At 70.1% G+C, this 18,028-nt stretch carries 16 protein-coding genes; 9 read left to right on the forward strand and 7 right to left on the reverse strand.

Annotation, left to right across the window (positions count from 1 at the left end):
• Positions 1-52 precede the first annotated feature (52 nt).
• Complete coding sequence (locus LVQ62_RS16385; RefSeq protein ID WP_233763200.1) at positions 53-1,354, forward strand: LCP family protein; 1,302 nt, start codon at positions 53-55, stop codon at positions 1,352-1,354.
• 137 nt (positions 1,355-1,491) lie between these two features.
• Positions 1,492-2,445 carry an endonuclease domain-containing protein gene (locus LVQ62_RS16390; protein ID WP_233763202.1) on the forward strand — a complete coding sequence of 318 codons (954 nt, stop codon included), beginning with the start codon at positions 1,492-1,494 and terminating at the stop codon, positions 2,443-2,445.
• Positions 2,446-2,503: 58 nt separating this feature from the next.
• Here LVQ62_RS16390 and LVQ62_RS16395 read toward each other — a convergent pair whose 3' ends face one another.
• From LVQ62_RS16395 to LVQ62_RS16405, 3 genes are read right to left on the reverse strand one after another with little or no spacing between them, the layout of a single operon-like run.
• Entirely contained in the window at positions 2,504-3,679 is a 1,176-nt protein-coding gene (locus LVQ62_RS16395) for an acyl-CoA dehydrogenase family protein (RefSeq protein ID WP_233763204.1), read from the reverse strand.
• A gap of 1 nt (position 3,680) precedes the next feature.
• Positions 3,681-4,202: a 5-(carboxyamino)imidazole ribonucleotide mutase gene (gene purE / locus LVQ62_RS16400; protein ID WP_208051278.1), complete on the reverse strand. Its 522-nt coding sequence runs from the start codon at positions 4,200-4,202 to the stop codon at positions 3,681-3,683.
• Positions 4,199-5,377: a 5-(carboxyamino)imidazole ribonucleotide synthase gene (locus tag LVQ62_RS16405; protein ID WP_233763206.1), complete on the reverse strand. Its 1,179-nt coding sequence runs from the start codon at positions 5,375-5,377 to the stop codon at positions 4,199-4,201. The genes purE and LVQ62_RS16405 overlap by 4 nt, the downstream gene beginning before the upstream one ends.
• A 44-nt stretch (positions 5,378-5,421) precedes the next feature.
• On the opposite strand from LVQ62_RS16405, the gene LVQ62_RS16410 reads away from it, so the two are divergent.
• Positions 5,422-5,970 (forward strand): GtrA family protein, encoded by a 549-nt coding sequence (locus tag LVQ62_RS16410; protein ID WP_233763208.1) that lies wholly within the window; start codon positions 5,422-5,424, stop codon positions 5,968-5,970.
• Here the strand turns inward: LVQ62_RS16410 and LVQ62_RS16415 are convergent.
• Genes LVQ62_RS16415 through LVQ62_RS16425 form a run of 3 tightly spaced genes read right to left on the reverse strand, consistent with a single transcriptional unit; the run spans position 5,922 to position 9,402 of the window.
• Complete coding sequence (locus LVQ62_RS16415; protein WP_233763210.1) at positions 5,922-6,884, reverse strand: sensor histidine kinase KdpD; 963 nt, start codon at positions 6,882-6,884, stop codon at positions 5,922-5,924. The genes LVQ62_RS16410 and LVQ62_RS16415 overlap by 49 nt on opposite strands.
• Positions 6,885-7,562, reverse strand: a complete 678-nt coding sequence (locus LVQ62_RS16420) for a response regulator transcription factor (RefSeq protein WP_179479477.1) — start codon at positions 7,560-7,562, stop codon at positions 6,885-6,887.
• 28 nt (positions 7,563-7,590) lie between these two features.
• A complete protein-coding gene (locus LVQ62_RS16425) occupies positions 7,591-9,402 on the reverse strand; it encodes a biotin--[acetyl-CoA-carboxylase] ligase (protein WP_233763212.1) in 1,812 nt (603 codons plus the stop codon).
• Positions 9,403-9,427: 25 nt separating this feature from the next.
• Here LVQ62_RS16425 and LVQ62_RS16430 point away from each other — a divergent pair, with 25 nt between their 5' ends.
• Genes LVQ62_RS16430 through LVQ62_RS16445 form a run of 4 tightly spaced genes read left to right on the forward strand, consistent with a single transcriptional unit; the run spans position 9,428 to position 14,918 of the window.
• Positions 9,428-11,062, forward strand: coding sequence for an acyl-CoA carboxylase subunit beta (locus LVQ62_RS16430; protein ID WP_233763214.1), 1,635 nt, complete (start codon positions 9,428-9,430; stop codon positions 11,060-11,062).
• On the forward strand, positions 11,059-11,253 hold the full coding sequence (locus LVQ62_RS16435; RefSeq protein ID WP_179479471.1) for an acyl-CoA carboxylase epsilon subunit: 195 nt from the start codon (positions 11,059-11,061) through the stop codon (positions 11,251-11,253). Before LVQ62_RS16430 ends, LVQ62_RS16435 begins: the two co-directional genes overlap by 4 nt.
• A 58-nt stretch (positions 11,254-11,311) precedes the next feature.
• Entirely contained in the window at positions 11,312-12,997 is a 1,686-nt protein-coding gene (locus LVQ62_RS16440; protein WP_233763215.1) for a DUF885 domain-containing protein, read from the forward strand.
• Positions 12,998-13,046: 49 nt separating this feature from the next.
• The gene (locus tag LVQ62_RS16445) at positions 13,047-14,918 is read left to right on the forward strand and encodes a Na+/H+ antiporter (RefSeq protein WP_233763216.1); all 1,872 of its coding nucleotides are present in this window, start codon (positions 13,047-13,049) and stop codon (positions 14,916-14,918) included.
• A gap of 80 nt (positions 14,919-14,998) precedes the next feature.
• Here the strand turns inward: LVQ62_RS16445 and LVQ62_RS16450 are convergent, their stop codons facing one another.
• Positions 14,999-15,868, reverse strand: a complete 870-nt coding sequence (locus LVQ62_RS16450) for a DUF559 domain-containing protein (RefSeq protein ID WP_233763217.1) — start codon at positions 15,866-15,868, stop codon at positions 14,999-15,001.
• A 145-nt stretch (positions 15,869-16,013) separates the two neighbouring features.
• Between LVQ62_RS16450 and LVQ62_RS16455 the strand changes: the two genes are divergently transcribed.
• Both LVQ62_RS16455 and LVQ62_RS16460 read left to right on the forward strand, forming a co-directional pair.
• Complete coding sequence (locus tag LVQ62_RS16455; protein WP_233763218.1) at positions 16,014-16,652, forward strand: nucleoside triphosphate pyrophosphatase; 639 nt, start codon at positions 16,014-16,016, stop codon at positions 16,650-16,652.
• A gap of 59 nt (positions 16,653-16,711) precedes the next feature.
• Entirely contained in the window at positions 16,712-18,016 is a 1,305-nt protein-coding gene (locus LVQ62_RS16460; RefSeq protein WP_233763219.1) for an MFS transporter, read from the forward strand.
• Positions 18,017-18,028 lie beyond the last annotated feature (12 nt).

Below are 18,028 nucleotides of genomic sequence, written 5' to 3' on the forward strand. Positions count from 1 at the left end.
CACGGGCGAAAGGTTACACGGCGGACCAAGGTGGCCCGGTTACCCTTTGCCGATGACGGACGACGATCAGTACCGCATGGATCCCCGTGGCCGGGGAGGCCGCCGGGGTGGCGACGAGACCATCGCCCAGCCGCTCCCGGTGCGCCGTCCACGTCCTGCCGCGCGTCCCCAGGGCGGCGCCGGGGATTCCACCCGGATGATGCCGTCCGGTCCGCGCGGTGGCGCACAGCAGCCCGCGGCACGCCCGGCGTCCGGTCGCCCGTACGCCGATCCGCATGGCGGCGGGCGCGGCTACGACGGCGGCGGCTACGACGGTGGGCGCGGGTACGACGGCGGTGGGTACGACCGGCCGCCGAACCGGCCCGAACAGCCCCAGCGCCCCGCCGGTCGGGCCCCCCGCCGGCGGCGCCGCTGGCCGCGGGTGCTGGCCGCCTTCGTCGTCATCGTGGGCCTGTGGGCGGGGCTGTTGCTCTGGGCCGGGCTCGCCGCGTGGCACAAGGTCGCACGGGTGGACGCCATCCCGACCGGCGACCAGCCCGCCGCCGGCAAGGGCACCAACGTGCTGCTGGTGGGCTCCGACAGCCGCGCCGGGCTCACCTCGGCGCAGGCCAAGGCCCTGCGCACCGGCGGCTCGAACATCACCGGTTCCCGCACCGACTCGATCATGGTGCTGCACATGCCCGACAGCGGCGAACCGACGCTGGTCAGCATCCCGCGCGACACCTACGTGCAGATCCCCGGGCACCGGGCGAACAAGATCAACGCGGCGTTCTCCTACGGCCCCCAGGTCCTCGTGCAGACCGTCGAGAACGTCACCGGTCTGCGCATCGAGCACTACATGGAGATCGGCTTCGGCGGGTTCGCCGGGATCGTCGACTCCGTGGGCGGCGTGCGGATGTGCCTGCCGAAGGCCATGGACGACACGTACGCGCACATCAACCTGCCCGCCGGATGCCAGAACCTGAGTGGCGCGAACGCGCTCGGCTACGTCCGTTCACGCCACGTCGACGCCACCAGCGACCTGGCCCGCGTGAAGCGGCAGCGGGAGTTCCTCGCGGCCCTCACCAAGAAGGTCGCCTCGCCGGGCAACCTGCTGGTCCCGTGGCGGCTGAAGAACGTCGGCGAGTCCGGCGCCCAGGGCCTGGCGGTCGAGAACGGCATGCACTCCTGGACCGCGCTGCGCATCCTCTGGACGCTGAAGAAGATCGGCAACGGCGGCAACTCGGTGCAGGTGCCGATCGCGAACGCCGCCTATCCGACCTCCGCGGGCGAAGCGGTGCTCTGGGACAAGACCAAGGCAGCGGCCCTGTTCGACGCGCTCAACCACGACCGCTCCCCCGACGTCGCCCCCTAGCCCCCCGCGACCTCAGGGTCGCCGCGCGCTCTATACGGCGCGCCGCGACTCCGCCCGCCTGTCCACACCCCTGGCGGCCGTCCACACCCTCCCCCAGAAAGCTCGCGCGAACGGGTGGGCCGGCGGACGATCCGCCGGTGACCATCACTCGTGACCCCCTCCCTGCGCCCGGCACCTCCCGTCGTGCCTTCCGAACACAGGTCGCCGCCTCCCTGGCAACCGACCACGACGGCGTCTGTCACCGGGAGCAGTTACGCCGACGCGGCGTCACTCGGGATGACATCCGCCACGAGGTTCAGGCGGGACGCTGGATCCTGCGGGGTCATCAGACCGTCCAGGTGCAGCCAGGTGGTTCGGCGGCCGACTGGTGGCGAGCGGTCTGGGAGGTGCGAGGCTCTGCGCGGCTCGACGGCGTGAGCGCCCTGCTGGCCGCCGGCCTGCGCCACTGGGAGGAGGCCACCGTCCATGTCAGCGTGCCCGAAGGCACACACATCACCCCGGTCGTCGGGGTGACGGTCCACAAGACCCGGCACACGGTCGACATCACCGGTGAACCCGTACGCACCACGCCGGAGTGGGCCGCCCTGCACGCAGCCGCGTGGGCCGGGAGCGATCGGGCCGCGACCACGCTGCTCGCGATGGCGGTCCAGCAACGCATCACCACCGGACCGCGCCTGCAGGCGCTCCTCACCCGATCACCGGCCCTTCCCCGAATCCACCTCATCCGCGGGGTCGTGGCCGACGTGACAGGCGGCGCCCAGGCCCTCTGCGAGATCGACTTCGCGAAGGTGTGCCGCACTCACGGCATCCCCGAGCCCCTCCGGCAGGCGATGCGGCGCGGTCATACCGGACGCATCTACCTCGACGCCTTCTGGGACGCGTACGGCCTCGCCGTCGAAGTCGACGGATTCCAGCACACCGTGGGTCACGCGGTCGTCGAGGACGCCCTGCGGGATAACGTGGTCCGCAACGACGGCGTGACGGTGCTGCGGATACCCGTGCTCGGGTTGCGCGTCGCGCCGACCGAGTTCGCCGAGCAGGTGAAGGCGGCGCTGCACCGGGGCGGATGGTCGGGCGACCCGCAGCGGTGACGGACGCTGGAGTCGCCGCGCGCCCTATAGAGCGCGCGGCGACTCTGACCGCGAGCGGTCAGCGCTTGAGGAGCTGACGCGCCATCACCATGCGCTGGATCTGGTTGGTGCCCTCGTAGATCTGGGTGATCTTCGCGTCGCGCATCATCCGCTCGACCGGGTGGTCCTGCACGTAACCGGCGCCGCCGAGCAGCTGTACGGCGTCGGTGGTCACCTCCATCGCGACGTCGGAGGCGTAGCACTTGGCGGCCGCACCGAAGAAGGACAGGTCGTCGTCGCCACGCTCGGACTTCGCGGCGGCGACGTAGACCATCTGCCGCGCCGCCTCCAGCTTCATCGCCATGTCGGCGAGCATGAACTGCAGGCCCTGGAACTCCGCGAGGGCCTTGCCGAACTGCTTGCGCTCCTTGACGTACCCGAGGGCGTAGTCCAAGGCACCCTGCGCGATGCCGACCGCCTGCGCGCCGATGGTCACGCGGGTGTGGTCCAGCGTGCGCAGCGCGATCTTGAGGCCCTCACCGGGCGCGCCGATCATCCGGTCGGCAGGGATGCGTACGTCGTCGAAGTGCAGTTCGCGGGTGGGAGAGCCCTTGATCCCGAGCTTGCGCTCCTTGGCCCCGAAGTCGAAGCCCTCGTCGTCCTTCTCCACCACGAACGCCGAGATGTTGCGACCGCGTTCGCCGTCGGGGTCGGTGACGGCGAGCACGGTGTAGAGCTGGGACTCACCGGCGTTGGTGATCCAGGACTTCTGCCCGTTGAGCACGAACGTGTCGCCGTCGGCGATGGCCTTGCAGCGCATCGAGGCGGTGTCCGAGCCGGCCTCGCGCTCGGACAGGCCGTAGGAGATCATCGCGTCGCCGGAGGCGATCCGCGGCAGATATTTCTTCTTCACCTCGTCCGAGGCGCCGAGGATGATCGGCATCGAGCCCAGCTTGTTCACCGCGGGGATCAGCGAGGACGACGCGCACGCCCGAGCGACCTCCTCGATGACGATGCAGGTCGCGAGCGCATCGGCGCCGGCACCGCCGTACTCCTCACCGATGTGCGGCGCGTGCAAGTCGGAGGCGACGAGCGCCTTCAACGCCTCGTGCGGGAAGCGCGACTCCGCGTCGACCTCGGCCGCGTACGGCGCGATCTTGTCGTCCGCGATGTCGCGCACCGCCTCGCGCAGTGCCTCGTGGTCCTCGTTGATCCGGAAGAGGTCGAAATCCTTGGTGCCGCTCACGGTGCCCATCCTACTCGTCAGTAACGTCGGCCAGGCGCGACCGGAGGGCTGCGCCCTTGTCCTGCGCCTGGGTCTTCAGGTCCGCCTGGAAGTCCGCCATCGCGGCGCGCAGCCGATCAGCCTCGGCGCCCTCCCCGGCCGCCAGGATGCGCAGCGCCAGCAGCCCGGCGTTGCGCGCGCCCCCGATCGAGACCGTCGCGACCGGCACCCCGGCAGGCATCTGCACGATCGAGAGCAGCGAGTCCATCCCGTCGAGGTACTTCAGCGGCACCGGCACGCCGATCACCGGGAGCGTCGTGACGGAGGCCAGCATCCCCGGCAGGTGCGCCGCTCCCCCGGCACCGGCGATGATCGCCCGCAGCCCGCGACCGGCCGCCCGCTCGCCGTACGCCACCATCTCGTGCGGCATCCGGTGGGCCGAGACGACGTCGGCCTCGTAGTCCACGCCGAAGTCGGCGAGCACCTCGGCGGCCGCGCTCATCACCGGCCAGTCCGAGTCGCTGCCCATCACTACACCGACCACAGCGCTCATTCGTCGATCACTCCCTGCAGGTAGTCGGCGGCGTGCCGCCCACGGGCGGTCACCTCCGCGAGATCCGTGCCGTAGGTGTTGACGTGCCCGATCTTGCGGCCGGGGCGCACGCTCTTGCCGTAGAGGTGGATGCGCAGCGCGGGATCGCGCGCCATCAGGTGCTTGTACGTCGGATAGAGCTGCCCGTGCCGCTCCGGATCCCCGCCGAGCACGTTGGTCATCACGGTCCACGGCGACCGCGGCGTCACCGCACCGAGCGGCAGGTCGAGCACCGCGCGCAGGTGCTGCTCGAACTGGCTGGTGACGCTGCCGTCCTGGGTCCAGTGCCCGCTGTTGTGCGGCCGCATGGCGAGTTCGTTGACGACGTACGCCGGCCCGTCACCCGCCGCGAGCTCGAAGACCTCGACGGCCATCACACCCGTCACCCCCAGCTCACCGGCGATCCGCAGGCCGGTCGCCGCGAGCTCCCCCGCGAGCTCCTCGTCGAGGTCGGCCGCCGGCGCAACCACCGAGGTGCAGATGCCGTCGGTCTGCACGGTGTGCACGATCGGCCAGACGGACGCCTGCCCGGACGGGCTGCGCGCGACCTGCACCGCCAGCTCCCGGACGAAGTCGACGCTCTCCTCGGCCAGCAGGGGCTCGCCGTGTGCGAACCAGTCGGCAGCTTCCTCAGCGGTCCGTACGACGCGCACGCCCTTGCCGTCGTACCCGCCACGCGGCGTCTTCAGCACGACCGGCCACCCGTGGGCCTCGCCGAACGCGCGCAACGCGGCAGCGTCGTCGACCTGCGCCCACGCGGGGCATGGAATCCCCATCCGCGACAGGCGGTTCCGCATGACCAGCTTGTCCTGGGCGTGCACCAGAGCCTCCGGCGACGGGTGCACGGTGACGCCGTCGGCCACCAGCGCGGCCAGCACATCCTGCGGCACCTGCTCGTGATCGAACGTCACGACGTCGCACTCACGGGCGAACGCGCGCACCGCCTCGAGGTCGTCCGCCGCGCCGACGGGCGCCGACGGGATCGCGAACGCCGCCGCGGCCTGCGTCGACTCGGCGAGCACCGACAAGGTGATGCCGAGTTCCACCGCGGGTCCGGCGCACATGCGGGCGAGTTGGCCGCCGCCGACGATGCCGACGATCGGGAAACCACCGGGGGCAGGAAGGGGTCGATCCACGCCGTCACTGTAACGATCGCAGCCGACGGGCTTACCCTTCCCTGGTGCTGCAACGCCTACGCCTCACTCTCGACGTCCTCTGGCGCGAACTGGCGAAGTTCGGCGTCATCGGCCTCATCTCGTTCGTCATCGACCTCGGCGGCTTCAACCTGCTGGTGAGCGGCGCGATGGAGCACAAGATCACCACCGCCAAGCTGGTCAGCGGCGCCGTCGCCACCGTCTTCGCGTGGCTGGGCAACCGCTACTGGACCTTCCGGCACCGGCGCAACCGTCCGGTGCACCACGAGGTCGTCCTGTTCTTCGTGGTCAACGGGATCGCGCTGGCCGTCTCCGCCGGCTGGGTGGCGCTCGCGCACTACGCCTTCCATGTGCACGGCAGGCTCGAGCTCAACGTCGCGGCGTTCATCGGCATCGGTTTCGGCACGCTCTTCCGATTCTGGGCCTACCGCAGGTTCGTCTTCGCCCACGAGCCGGACGTGGCCGACCTGCCCGGGGACACCGGTGACGAGCAGTACGACGGCCCGGCCGCGCCGGGCGACGCCGCTCAGTCCGACGTCGCCGCCGACAGGAAGAGCGCGAAGACCGCCGGCTGAGCGTTCCGCAGCTCCAGTCGGCCGCCGCTCACCTCGGCGAGGTCGCGCGCGAGGGCCAGGCCCAGCCCGGTCCCGCCCGTGGTGACCCGTCGTTCGAAGATGTGCGGTGCCAGGTTGGGGTCGACCCCGGCACCCATGTCGCTCATCTCCACCACGACCGACGGTCCGCTGCGGCGGGCTCGCACCTCGACGGTGCCCGCGCCGTGGATCAGGGCGTTCTCCAGCAGGGTCGCGAGGATCTGCGCCAGACCCACGCGGGTCGCCGACACGTGCAGCCCGCGCTCACCGCTCACGAGCACGCTGCGCCGCGCGGTCTCGAACGCCGGCTGCCACTCCAGCTGCAGCGCCGCGATGACCGAGTCGAGGGAGATGTTGCTCGGCGCGTCGACCGTGCCGCGGGACCGGGCGAGCAGTTCGTCGACCACCTGAGTGAGTCGCTCGACCTGGGCGATCCCGATCTGCGCCTCTTCCTGGGCCGCATCGAGGTCGTCGGCCGAGGAGATCTCCTCCAGCCGCATCAGCAGCGCGGTGAGCGGCGTACGCAGTTGGTGGCTGGCGTCCGATGCGAACTCCCGCTCCGCCGCGAGCATTCGGGTGAGCTCGGTGGAGCGCATCTCGTAGAAGGCCGCGATCCGGTCGACCTCGTCCATCCCGGTCCGCAGCGGGGTGAAGGAGATCGGGCCGTCCGCGAGTCGGTCGGCACGGTCGGCCAACTCCCGCACAGGGTCGACGACCGACTCGATCCGCGACGCGGACAACAGCACCGAGCCGACACCGAGCACCAGGGCGACCCCCATCACCAGCAGGGAGATCCACCAGGTGGATGCCGCGATCGCGGCGACGGCGGCGACGACCACCACGGGGATGGCGACCGCAAGGACGATGACGCCGACGAGGCGGTTCTGCAGCGTCACCTAGAAATCGCCGTCGTCGGTCTCGAAACGGAAACCCACGCCCCTCACGGTGGTGATGAACCGGGGGTCGGTCGCGTCGTCGCCCAGCTTGCGGCGCAGGACCGAGACGTGCATGTCGAGGGTCTTGGTCGATCCCACCCATACGGTGTTCCAGACCTCGCGCATCAGGTCCTCGCGGGAGACGACCTTGCCGCCCTCGCGCACCAGGACCCGCAGCAGGTCGAACTCCTTGGCGGTCAGCTGCAGTTCGCGGTCGCCGCTGAACGCGCGTCGGCCGGCGGCGTCGATGCGCACCCGCGCGCCCTGCCCCTCGTCGGAGCTGGAACGGCGCAGCAGCGCCCGCGCCCGTGCCAGCAGCTCGGCCAGCCGGAACGGCTTGGTGACGTAGTCGTCCGCACCGGCATCCAGTCCGACGACCGTGTCGACCTCGTCGGCGCGGGCGGTGAGGATGAGGACCGGCACCACGATCCCGGTCGATCGGATCCGCCGACAGACCTCCAGCCCGTCCATCTGGGGCAGGCCGAGGTCGAGGATCACCAGATCGGGGCCGGTCGACGCCGCGGCGAGCGCGGACACTCCATCGGCACGCACCATGACGTCGTACCCCTCGCGGCGCAGGGCTCGCGCCAGGGGATCGGAGATCGTGGGATCGTCCTCGGCCAGTAGGACCTTGGTCATGTAGTGAGCCTATCTGCGCCTTCTGCGTTCACTGCGAAGGTCGCTCGATGACGAAGGCATCGGTGGCACCGATGCCGGCCAGGTCGACCCGCTTACGGCGCCGCACGCGCACCGCGGCTCCGTCGGGCAGGCCGTCCATGACCTCTTGATCGACCATGATCTTGCCAGGCTTGGCAGCACCGGTCAGCCTGCTCGCCCGGTTGACCGTGGTGCCGTAGACGTCGCCGAGGCGCGCGAGCACCCGGCCGCGCGCCATTCCCACGCGCATCGTGGGCACCAGATCGTCGGCCTCCGCGGCGGCCCGCAGGTCGAAGGCGATGTCGACGGCGCCCTCGACCGCGGTGTGGGTGAAGAGCACCTCGTCGCCCACCGTCTTCACGATCGCCCCGCCGTGCGCGCCGACGATGTCCGAGGCCAGCGACTCGAAGCGCAGCACCAACTGCGCCAGCTCCCGCTCGCTCAGCCGGCGGACGAGCTGGGTGAAGTTGACCAGGTCGGCGAATCCGACGGTGCGCACGATCCCGATGTGCGACTCCGGCTCGGAGTCGGCGATCATCCGCGAGATCGCCACCGACAGGTTGCGACGCCAGACGTAGTCCACCAGCGGCGACATCCGCTCCGCGAGCTCGACGGTGAGCGCCGCCGTGCGCTGCGCGACGTCGCTGTCGACACCGCCGCGGTCGCCGCTCACCATGTCGGCGATCAGCTGCAGCGACCACATCGCCATCCGGTCGGTGGATCGTCCGACGGCCCGCGCGAGCGCCAGCCCGGTCGTGCGGTCGAGCAGACCGTCCTGCACCAGGCCGTCGAACCGGCGCAGCGCCTCCAGGTCGGCCTCGCCGAAGAAGACCTCGTCGTCCCGGGCGCGGGCGAAGCCCAGCGAACGCCACATCGTCGCGGTCTGGTCCTGCGAGATCCCCGAGGCACGACTGATCTCGCTGCGGCGCATCGAGCGCGGGTGGCCCATGAGGCGGGCCTCGATGGCGTCGACGAACTCCGCGGGATCCAGCTCGCCGGCCGGCGAGAGGACGGCCGGTGGCTCGGGCTCCGAGCTGGGCGCGTCGTCGGTGGGCCGCACGTGCACGACGTCGCCGGCGGCGTACGCCGTGGTCTGCCCCTGCGTGGTGATCAGCAGCCGACCCGCGGCATCGACCCCGACGGCGTCACCGGTCAGATGGCGCTCGGCGCCGGTCTGCAGCCGCACTCGCTGTCCGACGGTGATGCACGCGGCGCGGTAGTCGTCGTCGGCGGCCGAGGTCGCCCACTGCCGCTGGATCATCAGCAGCTCGCGCAGGATGCACTCGATCAGGTCCTCGCGCACGACGTCGGCACCGCACTCGCGCAGCGACGTCGACACGTCGGTCGGCAGCTGGTCGGCGCTCTGGTGGACGTTGAGCCCGATCCCCACCACGACGACGGGTGCCTCACCCCCGGCCACCGTGCACAGGATGCCCGCGACCTTGCGCCATTCGGCGTCCTCGGACGTCAGCGCGAGCAGGTCGTTGGGCCACTTGAGGGCGAGCTGTACGCCGGTCAGCTCGGCGACGGCGCGGCGTACCGCCACGCCCACGAGCAGCGGAACCCACCCCCAGCGGGCCTGGTCCGCCGGCAGGGGCAGGGTGCAGGACAGCGCGATGGAGGTGCCGGGCGGCGCCTCCCAAGAGCGATCGAGCCGGCCACGGCCGCTGCTCTGGTGATCGGCGGTGACGACCCGCCAGGGCCGCGGATCGGCCAGCAGCAGGTCGTTGGTCGAGCCCACCTCGTCGTGCACGGCGACCTCACGCCACACCGTGGCCGCCAGGGCGTCACGGAGCACGTCGGCTCGCAGATCGTGGCTCACGGCCACAAGGCTAGAGTCTGGTCGCATGACCGATGGGGCCAGCGTCCGAGAAACCTCCCAGCACGATCAGCCCGATCTGCACACGACTGCAGGGCGCCTCGCCGACCTGTATCAGCGCAACGACGAGGCCGTGCACGCGGGGTCGGCGCGCGCCGTGGAGAAACAGCACGCGAAGGGCAAACTGACCGCCCGCGAACGCATCGAGCTGCTGATGGACGAGGGCTCGTTCATCGAGCTCGACGAGCTGGCGCGGCACCGGTCGACCAGCTTCGGGCAGGAGAAGAACCGCCCGTACGGCGACGGCGTGGTCACCGGCCACGGCACCGTCGACGGCCGCCCGGTGTGCGTCTTCTCCCAGGACTTCACGGTGTTCGGCGGATCCCTCGGCGAGGTCTTCGGCGAGAAGATCGTCAAGGTCATGGACCTGGCCGCCAAGATCGGCTGCCCGGTCGTCGGCATCAACGACTCCGGCGGTGCCCGCATCCAGGAGGGCGTGGTCGCCCTCGGCCTCTACGCCGAGATCTTCCGGCGCAACGTGCACTCCTCGGGCGTCGTACCGCAGATCTCCCTGGTCATGGGCCCGTGCGCCGGCGGCGCCGTCTACTCCCCCGCGATCACCGACTTCACGGTGATGGTCGACCAGACCTCGCACATGTTCGTGACCGGACCGGACGTCATCAAGACGGTGACCGGCGAGGACGTCGGCATGGAGGAGCTCGGCGGCGCGCGCAGCCACAACACCCGCTCGGGTGTCGCGCACTACATGGCCTCGGACGAGGAGGACGCGATCTCCTACGTGAAGGAGCTGTTGTCCTTCCTGCCGTCGAACAACATGGACGAGCCGGTCGTCTTCGACGCGACGCCCGACCTGGAGATCGACGACTTCGACCGCGAGCTCGACACGCTCATCCCCGACTCGGCGAACATGCCCTACGACATCCACACCGTCATCGAGCACGTCCTCGACGACGGCGAGTTCCTGGAGACCTCGGCGCTGTTCGCGCCGAACATCCTCACCGGCTTCGGGCGTGTCGAGGGCCATCCGGTCGGCGTGGTGGCCAACCAGCCGCTGCAGCTCGCCGGCACCCTCGACATCAATTCCTCCGAGAAGGCCGCGCGCTTCGTGCGCACCTGCGACGCGTTTAACGTGCCGGTGCTGACGTTCGTCGACGTGCCCGGCTTCCTGCCCGGCACCGACCAGGAATGGGGCGGCATCATCCGTCGCGGCGCCAAACTGCTCTACGCGTACGCCGAGGCCACCGTCCCGCTCGTCACCGTCATCACCCGCAAGGCCTACGGCGGCGCGTACGACGTGATGGGCTCCAAGCACCTGGGCGCCGACGTCAACCTCGCCTGGCCGACGGCGCAGATCGCGGTGATGGGTGCGCAGGGTGCCGCCAACATCCTCTACCGCAAGCAGATCAAGGCGGCGAGCGAGGCGAATCCGGACGACCCGGCCGCCGTCGAGGCCACCCGCCAGGAGCTGATCCAGCAGTACGAGGACGCGCTGGCGAACCCCTACCTCGCCGCGGAGCGCGGCTACGTTGACTCCGTCATCCCGCCCAGCTACACGCGCAGCTACGTCACCCGCGCGCTGCGCACCCTGCGCACGAAGCGGGAGACCCTGCCGCCGAAGAAGCACGGCAACATCCCGCTATGAGCGACGACCAGACGGCGAAAGCGCCCACCCTGCAGGTCATCTCGGGTGATGCGACGGCCGAGGAGATCGCCGCGGTCATCGCGGTGCTGGCTGCCGCCGGCGCTGCCGCTCCCCCGGCGGCCCCCGCGCGATCCCGATGGACCGGCCGCGGGGGCGGCGGCTGGAAGGGCTCGGCGCTGCCGCGCGCCTGAGCCGCAGCGGAACGGTCCGGCCGGGGACGCCGTCGGCGGTGCGCGATAGCTTGGCGGGATGAGCGAGGACACGACCACCCGCACGCCCACGCCCGTCGACGCGATCGCGGAGGCCCACCACGACGCGTCCATGCGGCTCAGCCCGATCCTCGCCACCGAGCTCGGCGTCCCCGGTTACGACGACCGGCTCGACGACTTCTCCCCCGGCGGTCGTGCCGAGGTCGCCGACCAGGCACGCCGCACGCTGGCGGCGCTCGGCGGGGCGACCGCGACCGACGACGTCGACCAGGTCACCATCGCCGCGATGACCGAGCGGTTGGAGCTGGTGGTGGAGGAGTTCGAGGCCGGCACACCCCTGATGTCCCTCAACGTCATCGCCTCGCCGATGCAGGAGATGCGCGACGTCATCGACCTGATGAGCACCGACACCGCCGAGGATCTCGCGACGATCGGCGCCCGCATGAGCGCGATGCCGCGAGCGCTCGACCAGTGGCTGGAGTCGCTGCACGCGGCGGCCGACCGCGGCATGGTGGCGCCGCGCCGTCAGGTGCTCGCGTGCATCCAGCAGACCCAGGACCACACCGCGGCGGACGGTTACTTCACGACGTACGCCGCCGAGCATCCGGCCATCGCCGACCAGATCGGCGAGGCCGCGCGGGCGTACGTCGCCGTGGGAGAGCGGCTCAAGGAGGAGATCCTGCCGCGGGCTCCCGAGGCGGACGCCTGCGGCCGCGACCTCTATCCGCTGCACTCGCGGCACTTCCTCGGGACCACGGTCGACCTGGAGGAGACCTACGCGTGGGGCCAGGAGGAGCTGGCGCGGATCACGGGCGAGATGCGCAAGGTCGCCGAGCGGATCACGCCGGGCGCCGGGGTCAAGGAGGCCATGGCGGCACTCGACGCCGACCCGGCCTACCAGCTGCACGGCACCGCCGAGCTGCGGAACTGGATGCAGGACAAGGCCGACCGCGCCATCGCCGATCTCGGCGGCACCCACTTCGACATCCCGGAGCCGGTGCAGCGCATCGAGTGCATGATCGCGCCCACCCAGTCCGGTGGCATCTACTACACCGGTCCGAGCGAGGACTTCTCCCGGCCGGGCCGGATGTGGTGGTCGGTGCCCAAGGGCGTCGAGCAGTTCGGCACCTGGCGTGAGCTGACGACCGTCTACCACGAGGGCGTCCCGGGTCACCACCTGCAGGTCGCGCAGACCATGTACCGCTCGGGCCTGCTCAACTCCTGGCGCCGGATGGACGCGTGGACCTCCGGGCACGGCGAGGGCTGGGCCCTCTACGCCGAGCGGCTCATGCAGGAGTTGGGCCACCTCGACGATCCGGGCACGCTGATGGGTATGTACGACGCGCAGTCGATGCGCGCGGCCCGCGTCGTCCTCGACATCGGCGTGCACTGCGGTTTCCCGGCACCGGCCGAGGTCGGCGGGGGTGACTGGACCTACGACAAGGCGTGGACGTTCCTCACCGCTCACTGCGACATGGCCGAGGGGTTCCTGCGCTTCGAGCTGGACCGCTATCTCGGCTGGCCCGGGCAGGCTCCGTCCTACAAGATCGGCGAGCGCATCTGGATGCAGCTACGGGAGCAGGCGCAGGATCGCGAGGGTGCGGCGTTCGACCTCAAGGCGTTCCACCGTCGCGCGCTAGACATCGGCGGCGTCGGGCTGGACACGCTGCGGCAGGCGGTGCTCGGCACCCTCGGCGGACCGGAGACCGCGCGCACGACCTCCTGAGGTCTCCGGCGTACCCACGTCGCTACCGCGCCCCTGACAGACTTACGGGGTGCATGTCGCCTTCGCCGTCTTCTTCGTGGCGATCACCGTCGTGGTCGTCGCCACCGTCGCCCGCCGGATCGGCACGTCGGCTCCGCTGCTGCTGGTGGCAGTCGGCGCGGCCTACTCGCTCCTGCCCGGCGTCGACCCGATCCACATCGACCCGGATCTGATCCTCTTCGGATTCCTGCCGCCGCTGCTGTTCGCGGCCGCGTCGAGCACCTCGCTGGTCGACATCGGCAGGGACAAGCGCCAGATCCTGGGACTGTCGATCCTGCTGGTGCTCTTCACCGCGTTCGGTGTCGCCCTCATCGCCTGGAAACTGCTGGACGTGCCGTTCGCCGCCGCGCTGGCGCTCGGCGCGATCGTGGCGCCCCCGGACGCCGTCGCGGCGACGGCGATCGCCCGGCGGATCGGCCTGCCCCGGCGGGTCGTGCTCATCCTCGAGGGCGAGTCGCTGCTGAACGACGCCACCGCATTGAGCACGGTCAACATCGCCAAGGTGCTCATCGGCGGCGCGACGCTGACCTGGTACGGCGTGACGTGGGATGTCATCGTCGCCGCCGTCGGCGGCGTACTGATCGGCTACGTCGCCTATCGGGTCATCGCCGAGGTCCGCAAGCACATCCAGGACACGATCACCAGCGTCGCGCTCTCGTTCCTCACCCCGTGGGTCGCCTATCTGCCCGCGGAGAGGATCGACGCGTCCGGCGTCGTCGCCGTCGTGATCGCAGGCCTGCTACTCGCCCACGAAGCGCCGCTGATCCAGACCGCCCAGTCGCGGGTCTCGGAGCGGACGAACTGGGCCTCCATCACCTTCATGCTGGAGAACACGGTCTTCCTGCTGATCGGCCTGCAGGTGTACTCGATCGTCGACGGCATCACCAACTCCCGTCTCGGCGCGACCAAGGTGGTGCTGATCAGCCTCGTCGTGCTGGTCACCGTGATCGCGCTGCGCCCGATCTACCTGGCGATCTGGCAGTTCGTCAACCGCTTCATCGACTTCGAGCAGCCGCAGCTGACCCGGCGGGAGGCGCTGGTCGCGTCGTGGGCCGGTATGCGCGGGGTGGTGACGATCGCCGCGGCGTTCCTGCTACCCGAGAACACCCCTGAGCGCGACGCCATCATCTTCATCGCACTCGTCGTGACCGTGGGCACCCTTCTGCTGCAGGGGTTCTCGCTCGGCTGGGTCGCGGGTCGGCTCGGCCTGCACGCTCCGGATCCACGCGAGGACGCACTGCAGCAGGCGCAACTGGTGCAGGCGGCGGTGACCGCGGGCAGGTCCCGCCTCGGCGAGATCATGCAGGAGGAGGACGACCTGCCCGAGGAGATCGTCCGGCAGTTGCGGCAGCAGGGCGACCGACGGGCGAACCTGGTGTGGGAGCGACTCGGCGGCGGGCTGCAGGTGGAGACGCCGACGCAGACCTACCGACGGCTGCGGATGCAGATGCTGCAGTCCGAACGCGCCAAGGTGCTGCACATGAGGGACAAGGGCGTGATGGACCACGAGGTGCTCGACGAGGCGATGCGCTACCTGGACGTCGAGGAGTCGACCATCGCGGTGGTGGAGGACCGTACCCAGCAGGTGCGCCGGGAGTTGCTGCTCACCCCTGAATCGCGCACCTTCGACTGCGACCACCTGCAAGAGGCACCCGTCGCCGTCGATCCGCTGACCCCCGAGGGATGCCCGGACTGCGCCCGGGAGGGCACCGTGCCGGTGCACCTGCGCCTGTGCCTCACCTGCGGCAACGTCGGCTGTTGCGACTCCTCGGTCGGGCTGCACGCCGACCGCCACTTCCGCAACACCGGGCACCCAGTCATGCGCTCGTTCGAGCCCGGCGAGGGCTGGCGCTGGTGCTACGTCGACAAGCGCCTCGGCTGACCCCTTCCTGCCGCCCTGGGCGCGCTCACATCCCGATTCGCCCCAGTGCGCCCACAAACGCACCTGCTCAAAGCGGGATCTCACGGCACGATCAGTCGGGCGAGCCGGGCACGCAGCTCGCCCGCGCCGCCCCGGAGATCGCGCGCGGTGATCACGACGACGCGGTACCCGGCATCCTCCAACTGAGCTGCTCGGGTCAGGTCCCTGCCCCACGACTTCTCGTGCACCGCGCCGTAGTACTCGGCGACCACGTTGTGGGCACGCCACAGGAAGTCCACCCGCGCCAACCATCCACCGCTCCGGTCGAAGACGTCGGCATTGAGTTCGGGCTCGGGCAGACCCCAGCGGCCCAGGAGCAGGCGTGTACGAGTCTCACCGGGCGATGCACTTCCGTCCCGGATGAGCGGCAACGCCGATCGGGCAGCGACCCGACCGCGCCGGCCCGGATGCGCCACGAGCGCCGCTTGCAGCCCGGCACGATCGGTGAGAGATCTGAAGCAGAGATCATCGCCCGCAATGACCAAGTCATCAACGGCCATGCCGGCTGACAGATCGCACCACGTTGCACCAGGTGCGGTGACGCTCAGTCCAGCGGGGCACTTGGTCGTGTCCCGGTCTCCGTCGTGCACCACCACGCCGCCGCGGACGAACGTGCTGGCACCGGCAGGAAGCGTGATGTGGAGATCCTCGCCGCTCTCGAGCCGGCGCGGTAGCGGGATCCCCCAGAGCAGGGCTGCAGATGCGTGGCTGAATACTGCGCGGTCGGGCAGCACAGTCAGCAGGGCCCGCGCCCGCGATTCCAGGTCCACCGCCGGGGACGTCGTGCGTACGCCACGAAATGGCCTGGTGAGGTCCCCCGCCTCGAGACGCTTCGGCCTCACTCCGGCGTCCATCGCCTGCGCTCGCGAGAACGCCTCGTCGAGCTCACGGGGCAACGGACGTCGGCGCATGACGTGAGCGTGCCAAGGTTGCGCGATCTACCGACCGCGCTATCCACAGGCACCACGCGAGTTCCGGGCTTGACCCGATGTTGGGCCTGACGCACCGTCTCAATTCGGGATCGCAACCGAGGGCTCGGCGGGTGGGTAGGGTCGCGTGGTGCGTCTCGTGCTGGCCTCGGCCTCTCCCGCCCGCCTCGCCACCCTGCGCTCGGCCGGTGTCGAACCACAGGTCGTGGTGTCCGCTGTCGACGAGCCGGCCGTCGTGGCGAGGGCACGCGCGGCGTACGGCGATCTGGAGCCGGCCGACGTGGCGCTGCTACTCGCCAAGGCCAAGTGCGAGGACGTGAGCAGCCGTGACGACCTCGCGGACTGTGTTGTGCTGGGCTGCGATTCGGTGCTCGAGATGGACGGCCGCGACTACGGCAAGCCTGGCGACGCCGACACCGCCACCGAACGCTGGCGGGCGATGCGCGGACGGGAGGGTGTCCTGCACACCGGTCACTGGCTCATCGACGAACGCGAGGATTCCACCGGCGCGACATTCGGCGTGACCTGCTCGACCGTCGTCCATTTCGCCGACCTCAGCGACGCCGAGATCGACGCGTACGTCGCCACCGGCGAAACTCTTTCTGTTGCAGGTGGATTCACGGTCGACGGGCTCGGCGGCGCGTACGTGACGGGAATCGAGGGCGACTTCCACAACGTGGTCGGCGTCAGTCTCACCACGCTGCGCGAGATGCTCGCGCAGCTGGACGTCGCCTGGCACGAACTCTGGAGCGCACCACACGGGTGAGACGTACGCCACTGCGATGAGTACGGTACACAGACAACCGATGTTCTAAGGAGCCACGGATGTCCGACGCAGCAACCGCACCGACCAAGGTGAAACTCACCTCAGATCAACGCAGTTCGTTCGCTGCCGCGTACCTCGGATGGGCGATGGACGCCTTCGACTACTTCATCGTCGTGCTCATCTACGCGGACATCGCCAAGGACTTCCACAAGACCCTCGGTGAGATGGCGTTCATCACGACGATGACGCTGGTCATGCGCCCGGTCGGGGCGTTCCTCTTCGGGCTGTGGGCCGACCGCTCGGGACGTCGCCTGCCGCTGATCGTGGACGTCGTCTTCTACTCCGTCGTCGGGTTCGCGTGCGCCTTTGTGCCGAACAACGCCTTCTGGCTGCTGATCGGCCTGCGGATGCTCTACGGCATCGGCATGGGCGGCGAATGGGGTCTCGGCGCCGCGCTGGCGATGGAGAAGATCCCGGCCGAACGACGCGGCTTCTTCTCCGGCCTGCTGCAGGGCGGCTACTCGATGGGCTACCTCTTCGCCGCGCTGGCCGCGCTCGTGGTCACCGGCTGGCTGGATCTGTCCTGGCGCTGGATGTTCGCGCTCTCCATCATCCCGGCGGCCATCAGCCTCATCATCCGTTCGCGGGTGCACGAGTCGGAGGTGTGGGAGACCGCGCAGAAGCGGGTCAAGCAGACGAACACCTCGGCGCGGCAGATCTTCGCCAACCCCACCATCTGGAAGCGGTTCGTCTTCCTGGTGCTGCTGATGACGGCGTTCAACTGGATGAGCCACGGCACCCAGGACCTCTACCCGACGTTCCTCAAGGCCAGCAACGACGGTGGCCTGGGCTTCAGCAAGAGCACGGCGACCTGGATCGCGGTCATCTACAACATCGGCGCCATCGCCGGCGGCGCGATCGCCGGGATGCTGTCGGAGCGCTACGGGCGCAAGGTGCTGATCATCGCGTGCGCCGTCCTCGGGCTGCCCGTCGTGCCGCTCTTCGCCTACTCCACCAGCCTCGGCCTGATCATCCTGGGCTCGTTCCTGATGCAGGTGATGGTGCAGGGGGCATGGGGCGTGATCCCGGCGCACCTGACCGAGTTGTCGCCGGACGAGATCCGCGGGTTCTATCCGGGCGTCACCTATCAGCTCGGCAACTGCCTGGCCGCGTTCAACCTGCCGATCCAGCAGTCCTTGGCGTCCTCCCACGGCTACGCATTCGCGCTGTCCGTGACGATCGTGCCCGTCCTGATCGCGGTGATCCTGCTGACGCTGATCGGCTCGGAACGCAAGGGGATCAGCTTCGGCACCTCGAAGACGACCCTGGTCGGAGCGGGGGCCGGCGCCGAGCAACCCGCCTGAACGGGCCGGCTC

This window comes from Allobranchiibius sp. GilTou73, from assembly GCF_021391335.1.
Classification (GTDB): domain Bacteria; phylum Actinomycetota; class Actinomycetes; order Actinomycetales; family Dermatophilaceae; genus Allobranchiibius; species Allobranchiibius huperziae.

Coding starts and splice junctions, on each gene's coding strand:
- LVQ62_RS16385 (WP_233763200.1), top strand. CDS start 53: ATGACGGACGACGATCAGTACCGCATGGATCCCCGTGGCCGGGGAGGC.
- LVQ62_RS16395 (WP_233763204.1), bottom strand. CDS start 3,679: ATGGGCACCGTGAGCGGCACCAAGGATTTCGACCTCTTCCGGATCAAC.
- purE (WP_208051278.1), bottom strand. CDS start 4,202: ATGAGCGCTGTGGTCGGTGTAGTGATGGGCAGCGACTCGGACTGGCCG.
- LVQ62_RS16420 (WP_179479477.1), bottom strand. CDS start 7,562: ATGACCAAGGTCCTACTGGCCGAGGACGATCCCACGATCTCCGATCCC.
- LVQ62_RS16430 (WP_233763214.1), top strand. CDS start 9,428: ATGACCGATGGGGCCAGCGTCCGAGAAACCTCCCAGCACGATCAGCCC.
- LVQ62_RS16435 (WP_179479471.1), top strand. CDS start 11,059: ATGAGCGACGACCAGACGGCGAAAGCGCCCACCCTGCAGGTCATCTCG.
- LVQ62_RS16440 (WP_233763215.1), top strand. CDS start 11,312: ATGAGCGAGGACACGACCACCCGCACGCCCACGCCCGTCGACGCGATC.
- LVQ62_RS16450 (WP_233763217.1), bottom strand. CDS start 15,868: ATGCGCCGACGTCCGTTGCCCCGTGAGCTCGACGAGGCGTTCTCGCGA.
- LVQ62_RS16460 (WP_233763219.1), top strand. CDS start 16,712: ATGTCCGACGCAGCAACCGCACCGACCAAGGTGAAACTCACCTCAGAT.